Origin of the sequence: Rhizobium sp. PRIMUS64 (assembly GCF_023006465.1) — a bacterium.
Classification (GTDB): domain Bacteria; phylum Pseudomonadota; class Alphaproteobacteria; order Rhizobiales; family Rhizobiaceae; genus Rhizobium; species Rhizobium leguminosarum.
This window is the reverse complement of the sequence record NZ_JALBGX010000002.1, coordinates 158,575-176,456: the sequence shown is the minus strand read 5'-3', so window position 1 is coordinate 176,456 and position 17,882 is coordinate 158,575. Positions and strand designations below refer to the sequence as shown.

The following is a 17,882-nucleotide window of genomic DNA, read 5'->3' as shown; positions in this document are numbered from 1 at the left end:
ACCTGCCGGTCGGCAAGCGGCGCGGATGGCGTGCCCGGCAGTTCGGGCGGCAATCCCAGCAACGGCGCGATCATCACGCAGGCAAAACCCGCCAGCCCCCACATCAGCCCTTCGCGCCAGCCGAGCGCCTTGCCGCGCATCGAGATCAGCCCGGTCAGCGCCAGCGCATAGCCGATGGCAGTGAGAATGTTGGCGGCCAGCGTGAAGGCCGTCCGCTCGACGCCGTCGGCCGGCTCCCAACCTCCCTCTTCATGGTCATGAGCGGCCATCGCCGCATGATCGTGTCCCGCGGGAATAGCGGCTGCGGCGCCTGCCGCCGGCAGTGCCTCACCCGCTTTCTCGTAGACTTCAGCCTTGGCGATGAGCTGGCTCGTGCAGAAGAACTGGACGGCCGTGACAGCGGTTCCGACGATACTGCCGACGAGCACCGCGGTGAAGACGATCGAGCGAAACAGCGACATTGTCATTCTCCTCTCAGTGGCACGGAAACGCGTTGGCGTGGCGCGTGTCATGCGCAGCATTGTGGACGATTTCGATATGCGAGAAGCCGACAAAGCCGACGATCATGAGGCCAAGGCAGGCGGCAATCGCCGACTGAAGCATCCTCGTGGCGGAAGCGGTGGCAACAGGTGCCGAGGATGAGACGATATAGGGCGTGGACATCGGAAAACCTTTCGACATGGCGCCTTTGGCGCCGATAACATGTTGACTGAAGGGCCAGCGCATAACCCCGAAAATCGGAATCGATTTCGGAAAGGATCATGCGCCAATTCAAAGTGATAGAACGTCCTTGGCGCGTCCTGCGGGACGCGCGGCGCTCTATGGTGATCAGGCCGCGAAGGCGGCCTTGATCTCGTCTGCGTCGATGACGCCGGATTTCACTACGGCCTTTTCGAGGGCGGCCAGGAACTGGTCATAATAATTCCAGGAGGATCGATCGAGTGGATGGGCCGCTTCCCAGGCGCTGATCGTGCTGATCAGCTCGTCGCGGAAGTCGTCCCATTCGAAGAAGCCGTCCTTGGCGAGCGCAAGCGCCATGCCGAAGGCCTTTCGCTCCCACTCGCTGCCGAAGCAGAGCGAGCCGTTCGCCCGCGGCGGGTTGTCGGTGCTGCCCATCATCTCGGTGACGGCGAAATGCTCGAATTGCGTCAGCATGTCCCCTCCTCACGCTGCCCTGGCGACGGCGACACCCATCATCGCTTCGGGCGTGACCAGGGCCTCGAGTTCCGCTTCGGAAAGCCCGTCCGTGCCGGCCGGGCGTTCCGGCACGACGAACCAGCGGATCTGGGCGCTGGAATCCCAGACCTTGATCTCGACCGCATCGGGAACCGCCAGCCCGAACTCCGTCAGTACGGCGCGCGGCTCGCGGGCGGCACGGCTGCGGAAGGTCGGGTCCTTGTACCAGTAGGGCGGCAGGCCGAGCACCGGCCACGGATAGCAGGAGCAAAGCGTGCAGATGATGAGGTTATGGACATGGGGGGCGTTGGCCACCGCGCGCATGTGTTCGCCCTCGGCGCCCGCCATGCCCTCGGGCAACTGAAGTTCGGCGATGGCCTTCGGCGTGTCGGCGACGAGCCTGTCCTTGAACGCCGGGTCGACCCAGGCGCGCGCGACGATCTTGGCGCCGTTGAACGGCCCCATCTTTGTCTCGAAGAAATCGAGGACTGTATCGACGGTTTTGTCGGTGATCACGCCCTTTTTGATCAGCAGGGCTTCCAGGGCTTTGACGCGGGCGGCGCTGTAGGCTTCCCGGTCCTGGCGATAGTGAAAACGGTCCATCATTGTTGTGGCTCCTTGACTGGAATGGCGGCGGGTGGTGTGCGTCTCAGGCGGCCTTGGAGGCTTCGCCGGCTTCCGGTGCCTCGACATAGTGGGCGTAGAGATCGGCATAGAGGCTGAAATTCTTCTCGGCATTATCGGGCCAGAGGTCACTCGGTTCGAAGCGAACGCAGTAGACCGGCATCGCCGCGCCGACGCCGTCGGGGCCGGTATCGCAGAGATAGGTGTAAGCCCCGTCATAGGCGGTCTCGATCGTTCCGAACTTGTTGCGGAGGAAACCGGGCAGCCTCGTATGCTCGACGGTCGGCACATCGCGGATCGCCACCGTATCGCCGACCTTGAATTCGAAGGTCACGCCGACGTCGCGCTTGGGGCTGTCGCCTTCGACTAGATATTGCACGACGCGCCGGTCGATCGCCTCATCGCCGGCCTCGTGCAGCGGCTTCGACGGCTCGTTGTAATATTCCTCCGTCAGCGCATCGAGCTCTTCTGCCGTGATATAGCCGTTGTCGATGAAGTATCCCGATATTCCGCCGAGCCACTTCTCGTAATAGCGAAACCTGAAATAATCGAACGGATTGAGGGACTCCGCCCCTTTCCTGAGGTCCGCCCAGGTCCAGATGGTCTTGAACGTCGATGGCGTCTCGGGAAGCGGAAGCTGCGGCGACAGCGCCATCATCGCCGTATGGATGCCGAAGATCCTGGTTTCCCAGACTTCGACGAAAACGCGCGTTTCGGTGCTCACGGGCCCCAGCCCCTCAAGGCCGCCAAGATAATGCTGAAGTTTCATGGGATCTTCCTTTATGGTGAATGGTGACGATGACGCTCAGGCGGTCGCGGATTTTTTGCCGGCCAGAAGCTGGGTTCCGATTTCCGAGAGCAGGCCGAAGACGCCGCCGAGCAGCATCGCGGCCATGGCGACGAGGGTCGGATGATTGAGACCTGAGGTGACGATCGTCGTGTCCGTCGCCGCGCTGGTGCCGACGAGAGAGGCGAAGCCGAAGACGATCGCCGGCGGAAAGTTCAAGATCGGGATGGCCGAGGCCAGGATCATTGCTGAGGTGCCGGCGCCGACCAGGATCGCCGCAAAGATCGGGTGGGCCGGGCCATACTGGATGATCAGCAGCGTGATCGAGGCGATGCCGATGCCGGTCCAGTTGGAAACGATCGATTTGACCAGCCCCTGGTTTCCGCCGCCGCAGGCGAAGAACGACGCCCAGGCGATGAAGGTGACCCACACGGGAACGGGAAATATCGTCGCGGTGATATAGGTGTCGATGGCGCCGAGCACACCGAGGCTGATCATTGCGGCAACGAGCGGGGGCATGGGTCTGTCTCCTTGTTGAGGGGTTGGGCGGATGCGGATCAGGATGCCAGCGCGCGCTGCTGGCTGAGGCAGCTCATGAAGCCGTCTCGAAGCATCGCGTCGTCGAGATTCCTGCCGATGAAGACGATTTCGTTGAGCCGCTTTTCCGAAGGCCCCCAGGCCTTTCCGGGGCGTCCTTCAAGCGTCATGTGCACGCCGTGAAAGACATAGCGGCGCTGCTCGCCGTGGAGATTCAGCACGCCCTTCATGCGGAAGAGGTCCGTGCCGATCTCCTGAGCCAGGCGATTGAGCCAGACGTTCAGCGCCGCTGGATCGAGCGGGCCGAAGTCCTGGATCGCCACGCAACCGATGCTCTGGTCGTGCTCGTGTTCATGGTCCTTGAGAATATCGGGGTCGATAGACAGGATGTTCTTGAGGTCGAAGGCGCCGACGTCGAGCACCGCGGAGAGCTCGACCTTGCAATCCCTCGTCCGGATGATCCGGGCAAGCGGATTGATCCCGCGCAATTGCTGCTCGGTGGCGGCAAGGTCCTCGGCGCTCTCCAGGTCGATCTTGTTGAGCAGCAGCACGTCGGCAAAGCTGATCTGCTCCCTCGCCTCGTCCTGAGAGAGCTGTTGCTTCATATGGCGGGCATCGACGACGGTCACGATCGCATCAAGCTGCAGCCGCCTGGCGAGCGTTTCGTCGAGCAGGAAGGACTGGATGACCGGCGCCGGATCGGCAAGACCCGAAGTCTCGATGATGATGCGGTCGATTGGCCGTCCGGAGCGCAGCAGTTCGCCGATCGCGGCGATGAGATCGCCCCTGACAGTGCAGCAGATGCAGCCATTGTTCAGCTCGATGACCTCGTCCGCCGTCGGCACCACGAGCTTTCCATCGATGCCGACCTCCCCAAATTCGTTGACGATCACCGCTACGCTCTCGTTTTCGATTGAGGTGAGCAGGTGATTGAGAAGCGTGGTCTTGCCGGTCCCGAGAAACCCGGTCAGAATTGTCGTCGCAAGCTTTGTCATGCCTCATCCCCTTGCCGTCCGAGCACGCCTCCGCCGTCTCGGCCAAATGACCGGGCTGAAAAGGCGGCTCCGCTGCTGTTTGCTGGTCTGATTACGCCGGAAGCGCCGATCAGACGAGGAGAATTACACTTGCAATACCGTCACGAGGCAAGAGACCTGATGTTTCATATTCGGCCAAATAAACCGCAGATTCTGCCAAAATGATGAGCTTTTTGATTTGTGATTAAAAACTGATCATACCGTCTAATTATTGATCTTATTGCCCTTTTCCCGATCATTGACAGGATGGGCAATGAAAAACAGTCTGGTTTGCGTAGCTTTGGCGAGGGACGCCATGCGCAAGTTGGCCTTTCGAGGGCATTCTATTGTCGCCGGCGAAAGTGGTGCCGCTAGGGGTGGTCGGGTGACAGCGGATGGGCACCAAGCCGTTGGCGATTGCTTTGCGTTCCTGGAGGTTCTGGCGGGGAATTGGGCCGGCGCTGAGCATGCCACATTCGCTAAACTCCATGAAGCCAGTCAGCCCAGCGGCGCGATGAACAGAACTCAAGCGGTCGGGATATGGGTTCTGGATGGTGCCCTAAGGGTTGACGGAGCGGCATTTCTCACAATAGCTTAGCCCTATTCACCAGGGGGGTCCCGCCAAGGGGCTGAGATACCGCTGGTCGGATCGGCTTTGGCCGCCCGAGGCGCAGTGACCCGTTGAACCTGATCCAGTTCATACTGGCGTAGGGACGGTGCGGGCGCTGCGGCAGCGAGGGCGGGTATCCGTCCTTCGGAATCCACGGCGTTTTTTCATCATTCCAACACTGGAACTGGGTCTCCAAACGTCAAAACTTGGAGCCTCGAACCATGAATATTGCAGCCACCAAACTCACTCCGGTCGTCACCACAGGTCCGCTTCCCGCCTCCGCGAAAGTCCTGAAAGCAGGCACCATTCATCCGGATATCCGCGTACCGATGCGTCAGATCGCACTGCATCCGACCTCTGGCGAACCGCCAGTCACTGTCTACGATTCTTCGGGTCCCTACACCGCAGAAAGTGCCGAAATCCGCATTGATGCAGGCCTGCCACGCCTGCGCGAAAGCTGGGTTCTTGCTCGCGGTGATGTTGAATCCTACGGGGGCCGCATCGTCAGGCCGGAGGATAACGGCTTTGTTTCAGGCGACAGGCTGACGCCGGAATTCCCCGTTCGCAGCCAGCCTTTCAAGGCGAAGGCGGGGAGGGCCGTTACCCAGCTCGCTTATGCGCGGGCCGGCATCGTCACGCCGGAAATGGAATTCATCGCCATTCGCGAAAACCTCGGACGACAGGCGGCCAAGGAAGCTCTCATCCGCGACGGCGAAAGTTTTGGCGCCCATATCCCGGATTTCGTGACACCGGATTTCGTCCGTCGGGAAGTCGCGGAAGGCCGAGCGATCATTCCCGCCAATATCAACCATCCAGAATCCGAACCGATGATCATCGGCCGGAACTTCCTGGTAAAGATCAATGCCAATATCGGCAATTCGGCTGTTACCTCGTCCATGGCGGAAGAAGTGGAGAAGATGGTCTGGGCGATCCGCTGGGGTGCCGACACCGTCATGGACCTGTCGACCGGCCGAAACATCCACAATATCCGCGAATGGATCATCCGCAATTCGCCGGTGCCGATCGGTACCGTGCCGCTCTACCAGGCACTCGAAAAGGTGAACGGCGTTGCCGAGGACCTCACCTGGGAGGTCTATCGCGATACGCTGATCGAACAGGCCGAGCAGGGCGTCGACTATTTCACCATCCATGCCGGCGTGCGGCTCGCCTATATTCCGCTGACCGTCAATCGCGTCACCGGCATCGTTTCCCGCGGCGGCTCGATCATGGCCAAGTGGTGTCTGCACCACCACAGGGAGAGTTTTCTCTACGAGCATTTCGAGGAGATCTGCGACATTTGCCGCGCTTACGACGTTTCCTTCTCGCTCGGTGATGGCCTGCGCCCGGGATCGATCGCTGATGCCAACGATGCGGCGCAGTTCGCAGAACTGGAAACGCTCGGCGAGTTAACGAAAATCGCCTGGGCGAAGGATTGCCAGGTGATGATCGAAGGTCCCGGCCATGTGCCGATGCACAAGATCAAGGAAAACATGGACAAGCAGCTCGCGGTTTGCGGCGAGGCGCCTTTTTATACGCTCGGACCGCTAACCACCGATATCGCGCCGGGCTATGACCACATCACATCCGGCATCGGGGCTGCGATGATCGGCTGGTTCGGCACCGCCATGCTCTGCTACGTGACGCCCAAGGAACATCTCGGCCTGCCGGACCGCAACGACGTCAAGGTGGGCGTCATCACCTATAAGATCGCGGCACATGCCGCCGATCTCGCCAAGGGCCATCCGGCGGCGCGGGTGCGCGACGATGCGTTGTCGCGCGCCCGTTTCGAGTTCCGATGGGAGGACCAGTTCAACCTCTCGCTCGATCCGGAAACCGCCCGTTCCTTCCACGACGAAACGCTGCCGAAGGAGGCGCATAAGGTGGCGCATTTCTGCTCCATGTGCGGCCCGAAATTCTGCTCGATGCGGATTTCGCACGATATCCGCGCCGAAGCGCAGAGGGAGGGGTTGCAAGCCATGGCCGCCAAATACCGCGATGGCGGCGATCTTTACATGCCGGTCGCAGACCTTCCGGGTAACGCATAATGTCTACCTTTCTCGTCAAAGGGGCCGGCGTTGCCGGCCTCGCGATGGCCCATGAGCTCGTCAGGCGGGGCTTTTCGGTCGAGGTGATCGAAAAAGCCGGCGCGGCGGGACTTGGCGCCTCGCATTTTGCTGGAGGAATGCTCGCACCCTATTGCGAACGGGAGGCGGCCGAAGAGATTGTCCTGACATTGGGCCTGGGCGCGGCCGGATGGTGGGAGGAGGCCGTGCCCGGCGAGGTTCGTCGCCGCGGTACTCTGGTCGTGGCGCAGCCGCGTGACCTTCCGGATCTCGTCCGGTTTGCGGCGCGCACGACCGGTCATGTCTGGATCGATCGCAAGGGTGTGACCGACCTCGAACCTGCACTTGCCGGCCGCTTCGAAAAGGCTCTTTTCTTCCAGCAGGAAGCGCATCTCGATCCACGCCGCGCACTGGCCAGACTAGCCGGCAGGCTCCGCGAGCGTGGCGTCGTCTTCCATTTCGGCGGACACGAGCCGCAAGACCGGCGATTTGCCGGCGTGCTCGACTGCACCGGGCCAGCGGCGATACCGCGACTTTCCGGCATGCGCGGCGTGCGAGGCGAAATGCTCTATCTGGAAACTGCGGATGTGACGCTTTCCAGGCCGATCAGGATGCTGCATCCACGCCATCCGATCTATATCGTGCCCCGCGACGATCACCGTTTCATGGTCGGGGCGACGATGATCGAGGCCGAAGATGACGGACCGATTGCCGCGCGTTCGCTCATGGAATTCCTGAACGCGGCCTATACGCTGCATCCGGCGTTTGGCGAGGCACGCGTTGTCGAGACCGGGACTGGCATACGTCCGGCGTTTGCCAACAACATTCCGCAAGTAATCGAAACGGAGGAGGGGCTCGCCATCGCCGGCATGCATCGGCATGGCTTCCTGTTGGCCCCCGCCATGGCTGTGCGGGCCGCAGATATTCTCCTCGCGCGACATTCACGTCTGAAAGGCTAACCCCATGAAACTGATCATCAATGGCGAAACCCAGGTCTGCGAGGCCGTAACCCTGGCCGAACTTCTTCATGTTCTGGAATACGAGGGCGACTGGTTGGCAACCGCCGTCAACGGAGATCTCGTGCATCGCGAGGACCGAGCCGCTCACCGGCTGGACGTTGGTGACCGTATCGAAATCCTGTCCCCGATGCAGGGAGGTTGATCCATGCTTTCTCTTTATGATGCTGCACTGTCTTCGCGGCTTCTGCTCGGTACCGCGCGTTATCCGTCACCGGCCGTCCTTGCCGAGGCGGTGAGCCGGTCCGGCGCGGAGATTGTCACGGTCTCGCTTCGCCGCGAAACGGCCGGCGGAAAGACGGGGGGAGCCTTCTTCGAACTCATCCGCCAGCTCGCGGTGCACGTCCTGCCCAACACCGCGGGATGTCACAGTGCGTCGGAGGCGATCCTGACCGCCAAGATGGCGCGCGAAGTATTTGGTACCGACTGGATCAAGCTCGAGGTGATCGGCCATCACGACAGTCTCCAGCCGGATGTGTTCGAACTGGTCGAAGCCGCACGCATTCTTTGTTCGGAAGGGTTTTGCGTATTTCCCTATACGACGGACGATCTGGTGGTCGGTGAAAAACTGGTCTCCGTCGGATGTCGGGTCTTGATGCCCTGGTGCGCGCCGATCGGTTCTGCGGCCGGTCCGCGCAACCCTTCCGCGCTCAAGGCCATGCGGAGCGCCTTTCCGGACATCCCGCTGATCGTGGATGCGGGGATCGGGAGGCCGTCGCATGCGGCAGCGGTGATGGAATTCGGCTACGACGCGGTGCTGCTGAATACCGCGGTCGCCGTCGCAGGCGATCCGCCTGCCATGGCCGAGGCGTTTGGCAAGGCGATCGAGGCCGGAAGGCTCGCTTATCTTTCCGGCATGCTGGAGCCGCGCGACATGGCGGTACCGTCCACCCCGGTTGTCGGAAAGGGCGTTTTCGCATGAGGCTCGATCCCTTCTATCTCATCGTCGACAGTTCCGAATGGATCGAACGTCTCGTGCCGCTGGGCGTCAAACTGGTGCAACTGCGCGTGAAGGATCGCCCGGACGAGATCCTGCGCCAGGAAATCCGTCGTACCAAGGCCGTTTGCGCAGCGGCGAATTGCCAGCTGGTTGTCAACGACTACTGGAAACTGGCGATCGACGAGGGATGCGATTTCATCCATCTGGGCCAGGAGGATCTGGTGGAAGCCGACCTTGATGCTATTCGCAGAGCCGGCCTGAAATTCGGTCTTTCCACACATGACGAGACGGAGCTCGAAACGGCTTTGGCTGCGAAACCTGACTATGTGGCGCTCGGCCCGATCTATCCCACCATTCTCAAGCAGATGAAATGGCCGCCGCAAGGTCTGGAACGGATCACGGATTGGAAGAAGCGTGTCGCACCCTTGCCGCTGGTGGCCATCGGAGGCTTGAATGTGGACAGGCTACAGGGCGTATTCGACGCGAGCGCTGACACCGTGGCGGTTGTCACCGACATCACCTTGAACGCCGATCCCGAAGCGCGGACGCGCGAATGGATCGATCGCACGGCACCGTGGCGTTATTGAGGGTACCACCACGCTTCCGTCGTGCGCTCTGCAGGAAGTCCACGTTGTTTTTGGAGCAGTATCCCGATATCGACGTGGAAATTAGCGTTGATGAGGGCCTGAGCGGTATCGCAGCCGCGGCCGCAGGCGTAATCCGCCTGAGCAGCGTCTGTTGAGGTGGCTTTGTCCAATGCAAGCGGCGCAACCGACGCCGCTTCGCGAATCCGCTATTCATCCAATATGGCGGCTCAGGGCCGGTGCACCGGCGCCAGTCTGGAGGTCTTTTCCGAATGGATTTCCGGCCACTTGCTATTCGGCGCCGGTGCAGTGCCAATCGCCGAAATGGACACCACGATCGCCGTTACCGCCGAGAAAAGCACGAGTGCATAGGTCATAGCTTTTGATCCTTTGAGGTTGGTTCCCAGCCATCCCGGCCGCAAACTGCTCTGGGAGGATGAATCAAAGGCTAATCAACATGGTTAAGCGCACGGATTTTTTCCCGCTTAGGGACAGAGCTCTGGATGAAACTTCCATCGCCACGGTCTTCGGGACCTTTGGCTTGCCGCGAGTTCCATTTCAAGCGCGATTGTCGGCCGCGGTTATTGGCGAAGTGATCGCAGCCGTTTGCGGATGATCAGAGAGTGGTTTGGAGGAAACATGGCCTGGAGAGACGTTCTGTTATCTTTTTAGGGCCAGTTCATAGCGCGATAACTTGGCCCATCAATCGCCAGCACCGCGATAACGGTGGCGAGAGAGATTTTTTAGGAGACGTACATTGAAAGGCATTACATGACCCAGCATGACGATTACCGCATCGAGCCCCGCGTCCCGGGCATCGACGATTACCTGCGCCTGCGATACCTGTCGGGCCTCAGCCCCTTTTCGAAAGAGGCGGCCGAAAAGGGGCTGCCCAACTCGATCTTTGGTGTCTGCCTGATGAGCGGCGACGCGGTGATTGGCATGGGTCGCATCATCGGCGACGGAGGCTGCTTCTTTCAAGTCACCGACGTCGCGATCATGCCCGAACACCAGGGCAGGGGGCTTGGCAAGATGATCATGGCCGCGCTGACGAACCATATCGAGAACCAGTTGCCAAAGACGGCCTATGTCAGTCTGATCGCCGACGTCCCGGCGAACCGCCTGTACCGACAGTTCGGTTTCGCTGAAACCGCGCCGCGCTCGGTCGGGATGGCGAGGAAAGTTGCCTGACGACAGGCCGTCCGTCCGGCGAGCCTTCCCGTCTTCTGCCGGCAGGCTTAGACGCGCAAATCCGCCGGGCGGCAATCATGGGATAAACCTCTCGATGTTCCACGACCATTCAAGACGGCCACGATGACGCGACCGCGCAGCCGCGCTTTCTCGCATAGTTAAAAACAGAACAAGGATAGCTGCGACGATCTGGCGGCCAGATGCGGGGGGTGGCCATTCGAGGCAAATCGTCGGTGAGAGAGACGCATGAATCAAGTTTTATCGATGTGTTTCAACCCATTTTAAATTGATGAGCTCATAGCAGTTTCACTTCGTCACGGTGGTATTGATGCGTCGTATTGTCGAAAAGTCTATTTTAACTGGACTGCTTTCAGTGTTCGCCTCGCTGGCACTTTCATTCATCATTGTTCCACTGTTGGGCGGACAAGTGGCAGGCGCTGGCCTATTCATGACGATTTTTTGCCCGCTGGCGATATCGATCCCGGCTTCGGCGCTGCATTTTACTCAGTCGGAAAAAGTCCGACGCGCTGAAGCTGCGACAAAAGAGGCTTTGAACAAGCTCGCGGACGCTTATGACGCCCTTCGCGTCCAATCTCGCACGGATGGCCTGACGGGCACCCTCACTCGCAGCGCCTTCCTTGAAGAGCTAGACGCGACCAGTCAACACGGTGTATCCGGCGCCTTGCTGTTTCTGGACCTCGACTATTTCAAGTCGATCAACGACCGATATGGTCATGCAACGGGCGATGAAGCACTCCGCTGCACCGGTCTTATCCTCGCCCGCTACCAAGGGCAGTCAGGGTTCGCAGGACGCCTCGGGGGCGAAGAGTTCGGTCTGTTTCAACGCAATTTGACGCCTGCCGAGATGCTTATACGTAGCGAGGAAATCCGGGAAGAGATCGCGCGTATTGATCTGCGATCTCCTTCGGGTTCGAAAGTGCTAATCTCGGCGAGTATCGGTGTGTTTCATTGCCGGCCGGGGTTTCATCCACACTCTTGTTTGAAAGCCGCGGACGAAAACCTTTATCAGGCTAAAGCCTCGGGTAGAAACATGGTGATCGGGTAGCTGTCGAGCATATGTCCGAGGACCTTTCCACACAGCTAGTGCTGAGAGTCCGAGAACCGGATATTCATGAATCGCTTGGGACACTCGGCCCCCGGCGGGCGCTCGGCGGCGCACATCGTGACGCGGACCGCGAACCAGCAGAAAGCTATTGATCCAGCGTTGATCCTGGATTGACATTGCGCTGCCATCCTTTGCCGCCCTGACGGACATCTCGTCATATTGACAAATGTGCTACTGAGTAGCAAATTAGGTTCAAAGGAGTTAAACCTATGAGTGTCAAATCGTCGATCTCGCTGACCGACCAGCAGGATGCGTTTGCCCGTTCGTTGGTGGAGAGCGGCCGGTATGCCAGCCTGAGTTCCGTTCTTCAGCAGGGCCTAGAACTGCTTCGCCAAAAGACGGAAACCGAGACCGTCGAAACGGCAGCGCTTCGCGAATTGGTTCAGCGGCGATTGAATGGACCTATGATTACTGCGACGGAAATGGAAAGCCGCGTCTCGGCAATGATTGAGCGGAAGCGACGGGTTGTTCGTGTGGACTCTTGAATATTCAGAGGATGCCGAACGCGATTTCGAGTTGATCTTCGATCATCTGTTCGGCGCCTATGTTGAACTCGGGGACTCGCCTGACGAGGCGGTGGAGCGCACCGCTGAACGGATCCACAAACTCCGTGTCGAAATCGATCGTCTCGTCGATACGCCTTATATCGGGACTCTGCGGCCCGATATTCATCCCGGGATCCGGTTTCTTCGGCGGGACAAGGCAGCTATTTGGTTTCTACCGGTAGAAGATAGCCGCAAAATCATTGTCGCGGCAATTTTCTACAGCGCGCAGGACCACATCAGAAATATGCTCGCACGTATGCTGGCGGGATAAGGTCCCTACAGCCCTGTAGCTTTTACTCCCCGATTTCAATTGAAGCGCGAACACCCAGCCGGCAATTTTGACCGCTTGGGGAGGGACCCTTAAAGCCAAGACGCTTGGTGAGGTTGCTGCGGAAGCGGCCGCACCGCAGCTGACGATTGCGTGTCAACTCAGCCGAAGTGTGCCCCTGCTGTTTTTCAACATAGCGCTCCTCGACATCGCCCGAGGAGGGCAAGGCCGGCGCGCAGCAAATGGCCGGTCAAGTTGCGTTCCTATTCATGGTCCGAGGGATGGAGCCCGAAGCGTCGAGTTTTCTGAGGATTTTCGCCGGTTGTGCAGACTGGGATAGTACACTTGTCACGCTGCTCATCGCGAGCGGCCAAACACCTGATAAGCCCCAGCACCTTTCGGAGCCTGCCTCTTTGCGGTCGGATGATATTGAATTTGGACTTCAGAGATTGTCGGATCTCGATGTGCTAACGCCGCGCCCTGCCGCCACTGGCCAATGCCGCAATCACCGCAAGCGGCGCCCAAAGCGGCCGTGAATGTCGACGATGTGTTCCAGTTCATTGCCCTCGACCCCTCAAGGCACGGATGCTGTGATGCCAAGCGGACTATACGCGTGCATCTAAAATTCTGAATTAATGATTTTTGGCTGCTACGTCGTGCAACCAAAGTTTGCCGCACGAGAGGAGAGGGCGCTCGAGGGCCTGAGGGGTTCGCCACTTGGCGCGATCACGCATGAAGTCGTCATTGGCCTTTGGGCAGATCGCTCCACCTTATCCTCAGGAGAGGTTTGGTCGTTTTCGGAAGCTTCGAGCGGTCAACCATCCGCGACGACACTTCAAAGTCGCCGTTGATTTTCACGACGAGCAGCTTGCTGAAATTACTCGACACCTTGACGGAAACCTCGTCCTTGGACTTGAACGGCGTGATGGTTTTGATCTCCACGTGGTCGTTGCCCAGCCGCCCGTCGGCACCCTGCGCGTAGTTCTTATTCAGCTTTATTCCGTAGGTGATTGCTCCGAACAGTTCACCAATGACGCCGTACACATCAAGATGACGACCTGTCTCACGGTGGTAGCTTTCGGCCAGTGCCAAGAGGTCCTGAAAATATGGGATCAGATGTCTAATCGCATTGGGATACTTGGCACGCCACTCTTGATATTGGAGTTGTTCTTCCACGTCGGACCAGGAAACCCACTCGCCATCGTCATAGAAGGCTCCATTCCAGATATCAGCATCCATTTCGAACCTCTTGGAAGTCCGATTTTCGCGACGCTGCCCGTGCGATCTTATGATCTATCCATGCAGAAAGCTCGTTCCAGAGCGCTCGGTCACGGCCGACTTGGCAGGCGATCGCAATGATCTGCTGGTATGAGACAGGCGTTATCGCCCCTTGGCCGGCGAGACTAGGATCCACCAGGCCTCGTTTCACTTTTCGCGCTGTTGGAAAAATTGGATGATCGGCAAAGGCTGCTAGGGCAGCCGCTTGAAGATTGCGGTGTTTGCCTAGCGCAGCCGCCAACACGGCGTTGCGCATCCACTGATAGGCGTCTCCCTTAAAGGGGCAGGGCGTATGGTCCACACCTGGATCGAGCTCGAAGATCTTTGGGATGTATTCCCAGTACCGGATGCTCTTGCCTGTCAGAGCGCATCGCGATCGCACGCCATTGCCTGGGTTGATTTGGTCTTCGTAGTTTCCGTTGCATTGGCGTTCGCCCGAGCGAGAAACGGCCGTTTGGCTACATTGTCCTGCGGGCTCGGTGAACTTGCACTCGATGACAAGTGCGGCCGCAGAGCCGACGGCAAGTGCATCCACTTGCGTCGGCCTGGGTTCTCTCAGAAGCCGATCGGTATCAGTCCACTCGAGTATTACTGCCCATGGGCCACCCCGTGCCACCCCCACGCACTCAGCGATGGCGTCGAAAATGCGATCGCGGTCTCTGCTCATCTTCAGGGTGCCGAAGACATCGATTGCGATGGCTTGCGACGAATGCGCCTTATAAGCCTGAATTTGATTGGTTCGATCACGATGCCAGGGGAACTTGCTCCAGTCCTCGATCGCTCCGTGACTCGCCGGAAACAGATTTTCGCGAACTGCCTCGAAGTCGGAGATCATCTCGGGTGCGCCTCAATTCCATTAAGGCACGGCAATCTGCTTATCCACTCAGAGAGGCACGAGCGTGCAGTCATGCGTGTTGAGATCGCTTTAAGTGACACTCGGCTTGTCCACCAGCTTCTCGACCAATCGCCTGAGTTCCGACGGCGTCGTTTGACCAGCCACCACTTCATAAGCCGATCCCGGCGCGTCGTAGCGCCTCCTTCTTTACCGCGTCACGCGCGGCCGTGGCTCCTTGATGGTGCGCTCCGCCCTGGTATTCGATGACGTGCCGCGGTTGGCAGTTACCGTCCACGAGGAGCAGGTCGACACGTTTGGAGTTGATGCAACTGTAGGCCTCCGGATCGGCACTTCGGAGGATCTCGCCCAATGAAACCTGCGCCATCACCTGCCAGGAGGAATTGCAGCCGATCACGACGCTGTCGAGCTCCCAAAACACCCGGGCTTCGCTTTTGTTCAGCAATGGTTGAATCGTGAAATTCGAGCGCATCACGATACGCAGTTGATCCGCAGCGTCGACCGGTCGCAATCGCTCCGCAACTGGCGTCTGAAGCCAGGGCCTCGGTACGATGCGCTCGTTTCGGCGCCGGTTCTCCCAGCGTGATCTGCTTCTCTGCCGCCACGCCTGTTTGTTCATCGTGGCGAGGAACTGCTCAACGGCCATTCCGATGATAATACCGACAAACAGTGCGGCGACTAACAGTTCCGGCTTTTCGAAGTCTGCAATCGTTATACCGCTCGAAGCGCCGACTGCGGCAGCTCCGATGATCAGCCAAGGTGCTGCGAACAGCACCGACCTTTGGCGATATTGCATGCCCCTCTCCGGATTTCCCGCCAAGATAGTATTACGCTTTTACGATGCGCGAAAAGCTATCCAAAAGAATGAGGGAGCGCACGCATGATGCTTCCCCCGAGGAACCGATATTGGCTCTAGCGGTCAGTTAACATCCGCCTCGGCGCAGGACGTTCCTACGTCCCTGGCACAAACAGCGGCGCGGGCGGAGAGTTTTCATGCAACTGCGGAGGAACTGAACCTGACGCCCTCCGCCGTCGACGGCTTCCAGCCCTTGGCCGTAATCAGCACCCGAAGCCTAGGTCGATAAAGGCGGAAGAAGCAATTGTCCGGACAGCCCGTGGGTTGGCTTCAAGATCAAACGAGACCTTCTCGGATTTAGTATCGAACCGTAAGCTCAATGGATCAGCCTCAAATGCAAGTCTAAGTCAAAGCGTCGTGAAACTGAACACCTCTGGCGCCTTGCAGCGGTTCAGGGCATCCTATGATGGCTGAAAATTGTGTTTATGGCAGTTGGAGGAAGACCGATGCGCTGCTTTACCGTGCTTGGACCCTCGCAGACCGGAAAATCGACAGTCGTGGAAAAGCTCGGCTCCCTGGAGGGGGCGCCGAAAAAATCCAGCTCCCCCTATGGATTGAACCTAACGGAATTCACCTTCGGAAACGAGGCGTGGTGTGCGCTGGATGCGCCAGGACCCAACGAAGCGTTGGCGCATGCGCAGCACGCGCTTCTTGCCAGCGACGCCTGCATCCTGTGCGTTTCATCGGCACCCGAGGAGGCTGTGCTCGCCGCGCCCTATCTGCGGATAGTCGAAGCCTCGGAGACGCCGTGCATCCTCTTCGTCAACCGGATGGACGAACCGAGAGGGCGGCTGAGGGACGTGATCGCCGCGCTTCAAGACTACGCCAACCACACGCTTTTGCTTCGCCAGATCCCGATCCGCGAGGGAGACAGGATCATAGGCAGTTGCGATCTGATTTCGGAACGGGCGTGGCGCTACCGGGAAGGCCAGACTTCGGCGCTGATCGCAATCCCCGAAAGCACTGCCGAGCGCGAGCACGAAGCGCGCAGCGAGCTCCTGGAACACCTGTCCGAATTTGATGACTGGCTTCTCGAGGAACTGATCGAGGATCGCGAGCCGCCCAGCGACGCGCTCTATGCCATTTCATCACGGGTTCTCAGGGAAAATAGAATTATCCCGGTCCTGATCGGTGCTGCAAGTCACGGCAACGGCATGACGAGGCTGATGAAGGCGCTGCGCCACGAGGCGCCGCCGTTAGGGGTTCTTCGGCAGCGTCTCGCTCATACGGGAACTGTCGATGAAGGCAAGCTGGTGGCCGTGAGCTTCCATGCCTATCATCGCCAGAATGTCGGCAAGACGGTGCTCGTGCGCGCACTTGGCGAGGGACTGCGGCAAGGCGTTTCACTGGGCGGCTCCAGCCTCGGCGCCGTACAAAATCTCGCAAACGGGCGGTCCAATTCGGCGGTGCTGCCTGCGCCGGGGGATGTCTTCGCGACGGTCAAGTCCGACCACCTGCCCGTCCCTTCGCTGTTGACCTCCGGCGCGGTGGTCGCCCCGCCTGAGTGGACGGAACCACCCACGCCGATGCTTGAAAGGATCCTAATTCCAGGCAGCGAGCGCGATGAAAACAAACTTTCCGAAACGCTGGCGAAACTTTCCCAGACGGATCGCGGTCTGAAAGTCTTGCAGGAGGAAGGCACGGGCGCTCAACTCGTCCGCGCCCAGGGGCCGGTGCATCTGCGTGATCTCTGCCGAACGCTGTCCGATGTCTTTCATATCTCCGTGACCGACCGAACGCCCAGCCCAGTCTACCGCGAGACGATCACGAAACCATCGGAGGTTCATTACCGCCATCGCAAACAGACCGGCGGTGCCGGACAATTCGCGGATGTGAAGTTGAGCATTCACCCCAACGAGCGCGGCCAGGGCTTCACCTTTGGCGAAACCATCAAGGGCGGCGCCGTTCCGCGCAATTACATCCCCGCCGTCGAAGCGGGCGCGCGCGAAGCGATGGAGAAAGGACCGTTAGGCTTCGAAGTCATCGATGTCGGCGTAACGCTGTTAGATGGTCAGCACCATACCGTCGACAGCTCGGAACACGCCTTCCGGACTGCGTCGAAAATGGGGGTGCGACAGGCGCTTTCCGAAGGATCGACCGTCTTGATGCAGCCGGTCTTCCGCAGCGAGTTCCACATCCCATCGGTCTATTCAGGCAGCCTTGTCCAGATCGTCGCCGCTCTCAACGGTCAGGTTCTCGGCTTCGACCGTGATGAAACCGCCAAGGGATGGGACATCTTCCGGGCGCTCGTTCCGGGCGGCGCGCTTAACGATCTGGCGCGGGCGCTGCGCTCGGCGACGCAGGGCATTGGTTATTTTTCCAAGACCTTCGATCACTTCGAGGAACTATACGGCAAGGAAGCGGACGCCATTGTGAGGGCAAACGAGAAACCAGGCACCGCACACTGAAACGTTC

20 protein-coding genes, 2 pseudogenes and 1 riboswitch are annotated in these 17,882 nt (G+C 59.4%); of the genes and pseudogenes, 10 read left to right on the top strand and 12 right to left on the bottom strand.

Features of this window, described 5'->3' with window-relative positions; all coding sequences use genetic code 11:
- From MOV76_RS02380 to MOV76_RS02350, 7 genes are all read right to left on the bottom strand, one after another.
- Positions 1 to 461, bottom strand: a 461-nt coding sequence (locus MOV76_RS02380) for a CbtA family protein (RefSeq protein ID WP_247263700.1), incomplete at its 3' end; no start/stop codon positions are given.
- Positions 462 to 474: 13 nt separating this feature from the next.
- Positions 475 to 663 carry a CbtB domain-containing protein gene (locus MOV76_RS02375; RefSeq protein WP_026188663.1) on the bottom strand — a complete coding sequence of 63 codons (189 nt, stop codon included), beginning with the start codon at positions 661 to 663 and terminating at the stop codon, positions 475 to 477.
- A gap of 165 nt (positions 664 to 828) precedes the next feature.
- Positions 829 to 1,155: a nitrile hydratase accessory protein gene (locus MOV76_RS02370; RefSeq protein WP_247263699.1), complete on the bottom strand. Its 327-nt coding sequence runs from the start codon at positions 1,153 to 1,155 to the stop codon at positions 829 to 831.
- Positions 1,156 to 1,164: 9 nt separating this feature from the next.
- On the bottom strand, positions 1,165 to 1,782 hold the full coding sequence (gene nthA / locus MOV76_RS02365; RefSeq protein ID WP_018245356.1) for a nitrile hydratase subunit alpha: 618 nt from the start codon (positions 1,780 to 1,782) through the stop codon (positions 1,165 to 1,167).
- Between the two features lie 43 nt (positions 1,783 to 1,825).
- Positions 1,826 to 2,569 carry a nitrile hydratase subunit beta gene (gene nthB, locus MOV76_RS02360; protein ID WP_247263698.1) on the bottom strand — a complete coding sequence of 248 codons (744 nt, stop codon included), beginning with the start codon at positions 2,567 to 2,569 and terminating at the stop codon, positions 1,826 to 1,828.
- Between the two features lie 36 nt (positions 2,570 to 2,605).
- Positions 2,606 to 3,106, bottom strand: a complete 501-nt coding sequence (locus tag MOV76_RS02355) for a DUF1097 domain-containing protein (RefSeq protein ID WP_018245354.1) — start codon at positions 3,104 to 3,106, stop codon at positions 2,606 to 2,608.
- A 38-nt stretch (positions 3,107 to 3,144) separates the two neighbouring features.
- Entirely contained in the window at positions 3,145 to 4,119 is a 975-nt protein-coding gene (locus tag MOV76_RS02350) for a GTP-binding protein (RefSeq protein WP_018517433.1), read from the bottom strand.
- Between the two features lie 617 nt (positions 4,120 to 4,736).
- Positions 4,737 to 4,869: riboswitch (TPP riboswitch) on the top strand.
- Positions 4,870 to 4,968: 99 nt separating this feature from the next.
- Between MOV76_RS02350 and thiC the strand changes: the two genes are divergently transcribed.
- From thiC to MOV76_RS02325, 5 genes are read left to right on the top strand one after another with little or no spacing between them, the layout of a single operon-like run.
- Positions 4,969 to 6,792 carry a phosphomethylpyrimidine synthase ThiC gene (gene thiC, locus MOV76_RS02345; RefSeq protein ID WP_247263697.1) on the top strand — a complete coding sequence of 608 codons (1,824 nt, stop codon included), beginning with the start codon at positions 4,969 to 4,971 and terminating at the stop codon, positions 6,790 to 6,792.
- Entirely contained in the window at positions 6,792 to 7,769 is a 978-nt protein-coding gene (gene thiO, locus MOV76_RS02340) for a glycine oxidase ThiO (RefSeq protein WP_247263696.1), read from the top strand. Before thiC ends, thiO begins: the two co-directional genes overlap by 1 nt.
- A gap of 4 nt (positions 7,770 to 7,773) precedes the next feature.
- A complete protein-coding gene (gene thiS / locus MOV76_RS02335; RefSeq protein WP_247263695.1) occupies positions 7,774 to 7,971 on the top strand; it encodes a sulfur carrier protein ThiS in 198 nt (65 codons plus the stop codon).
- A 3-nt stretch (positions 7,972 to 7,974) separates the two neighbouring features.
- Positions 7,975 to 8,748 carry a thiazole synthase gene (locus MOV76_RS02330; RefSeq protein WP_018517438.1) on the top strand — a complete coding sequence of 258 codons (774 nt, stop codon included), beginning with the start codon at positions 7,975 to 7,977 and terminating at the stop codon, positions 8,746 to 8,748.
- A complete protein-coding gene (locus tag MOV76_RS02325) occupies positions 8,745 to 9,353 on the top strand; it encodes a thiamine phosphate synthase (RefSeq protein ID WP_247263694.1) in 609 nt (202 codons plus the stop codon). The genes MOV76_RS02330 and MOV76_RS02325 overlap by 4 nt, the downstream gene beginning before the upstream one ends.
- 227 nt (positions 9,354 to 9,580) lie before the next feature.
- Here MOV76_RS02325 and MOV76_RS02320 read toward each other — a convergent pair whose 3' ends face one another.
- The gene (locus MOV76_RS02320; protein ID WP_155257546.1) at positions 9,581 to 9,727 is read right to left on the bottom strand and encodes a hypothetical protein; all 147 of its coding nucleotides are present in this window, start codon (positions 9,725 to 9,727) and stop codon (positions 9,581 to 9,583) included.
- A 394-nt stretch (positions 9,728 to 10,121) separates the two neighbouring features.
- Between MOV76_RS02320 and MOV76_RS02315 the strand changes: the two genes are divergently transcribed.
- The 4 genes from MOV76_RS02315 to MOV76_RS02300 all read left to right on the top strand — a co-directional run bounded on the left by MOV76_RS02315 (position 10,122) and on the right by MOV76_RS02300 (position 12,483).
- Complete coding sequence (locus MOV76_RS02315; RefSeq protein ID WP_027686785.1) at positions 10,122 to 10,541, top strand: GNAT family N-acetyltransferase; 420 nt, start codon at positions 10,122 to 10,124, stop codon at positions 10,539 to 10,541.
- 328 nt (positions 10,542 to 10,869) lie between these two features.
- Positions 10,870 to 11,607, top strand: a complete 738-nt coding sequence (locus MOV76_RS02310) for a GGDEF domain-containing protein (RefSeq protein ID WP_113544027.1) — start codon at positions 10,870 to 10,872, stop codon at positions 11,605 to 11,607.
- A gap of 269 nt (positions 11,608 to 11,876) precedes the next feature.
- Entirely contained in the window at positions 11,877 to 12,152 is a 276-nt protein-coding gene (locus MOV76_RS02305) for a type II toxin-antitoxin system ParD family antitoxin (protein WP_018517443.1), read from the top strand.
- Complete coding sequence (locus MOV76_RS02300; RefSeq protein WP_020572920.1) at positions 12,133 to 12,483, top strand: type II toxin-antitoxin system RelE/ParE family toxin; 351 nt, start codon at positions 12,133 to 12,135, stop codon at positions 12,481 to 12,483. Before MOV76_RS02305 ends, MOV76_RS02300 begins: the two co-directional genes overlap by 20 nt.
- 94 nt (positions 12,484 to 12,577) lie before the next feature.
- Here MOV76_RS02300 and MOV76_RS02295 read toward each other — a convergent pair.
- The 4 genes and pseudogenes from MOV76_RS02295 to MOV76_RS02280 all read right to left on the bottom strand — a co-directional run.
- Positions 12,578 to 12,731 (bottom strand): annotated as a pseudogene (locus MOV76_RS02295) (integrase); the annotation flags it as partial.
- Between the two features lie 490 nt (positions 12,732 to 13,221).
- On the bottom strand, positions 13,222 to 13,719 hold the full coding sequence (locus MOV76_RS02290) for a hypothetical protein (RefSeq protein ID WP_131591533.1): 498 nt from the start codon (positions 13,717 to 13,719) through the stop codon (positions 13,222 to 13,224).
- The gene (locus tag MOV76_RS02285; protein WP_247263693.1) at positions 13,709 to 14,593 is read right to left on the bottom strand and encodes a PGN_0703 family putative restriction endonuclease; all 885 of its coding nucleotides are present in this window, start codon (positions 14,591 to 14,593) and stop codon (positions 13,709 to 13,711) included. The genes MOV76_RS02290 and MOV76_RS02285 overlap by 11 nt, the downstream gene beginning before the upstream one ends.
- A gap of 90 nt (positions 14,594 to 14,683) precedes the next feature.
- Positions 14,684 to 15,407: pseudogene (locus MOV76_RS02280) on the bottom strand (DUF2726 domain-containing protein).
- A 506-nt stretch (positions 15,408 to 15,913) separates the two neighbouring features.
- Between MOV76_RS02280 and MOV76_RS02275 the strand changes: the two are divergent.
- Positions 15,914 to 17,875, top strand: coding sequence for an elongation factor G (locus MOV76_RS02275; protein WP_247263692.1), 1,962 nt, complete (start codon positions 15,914 to 15,916; stop codon positions 17,873 to 17,875).
- Positions 17,876 to 17,882 lie beyond the last annotated feature (7 nt).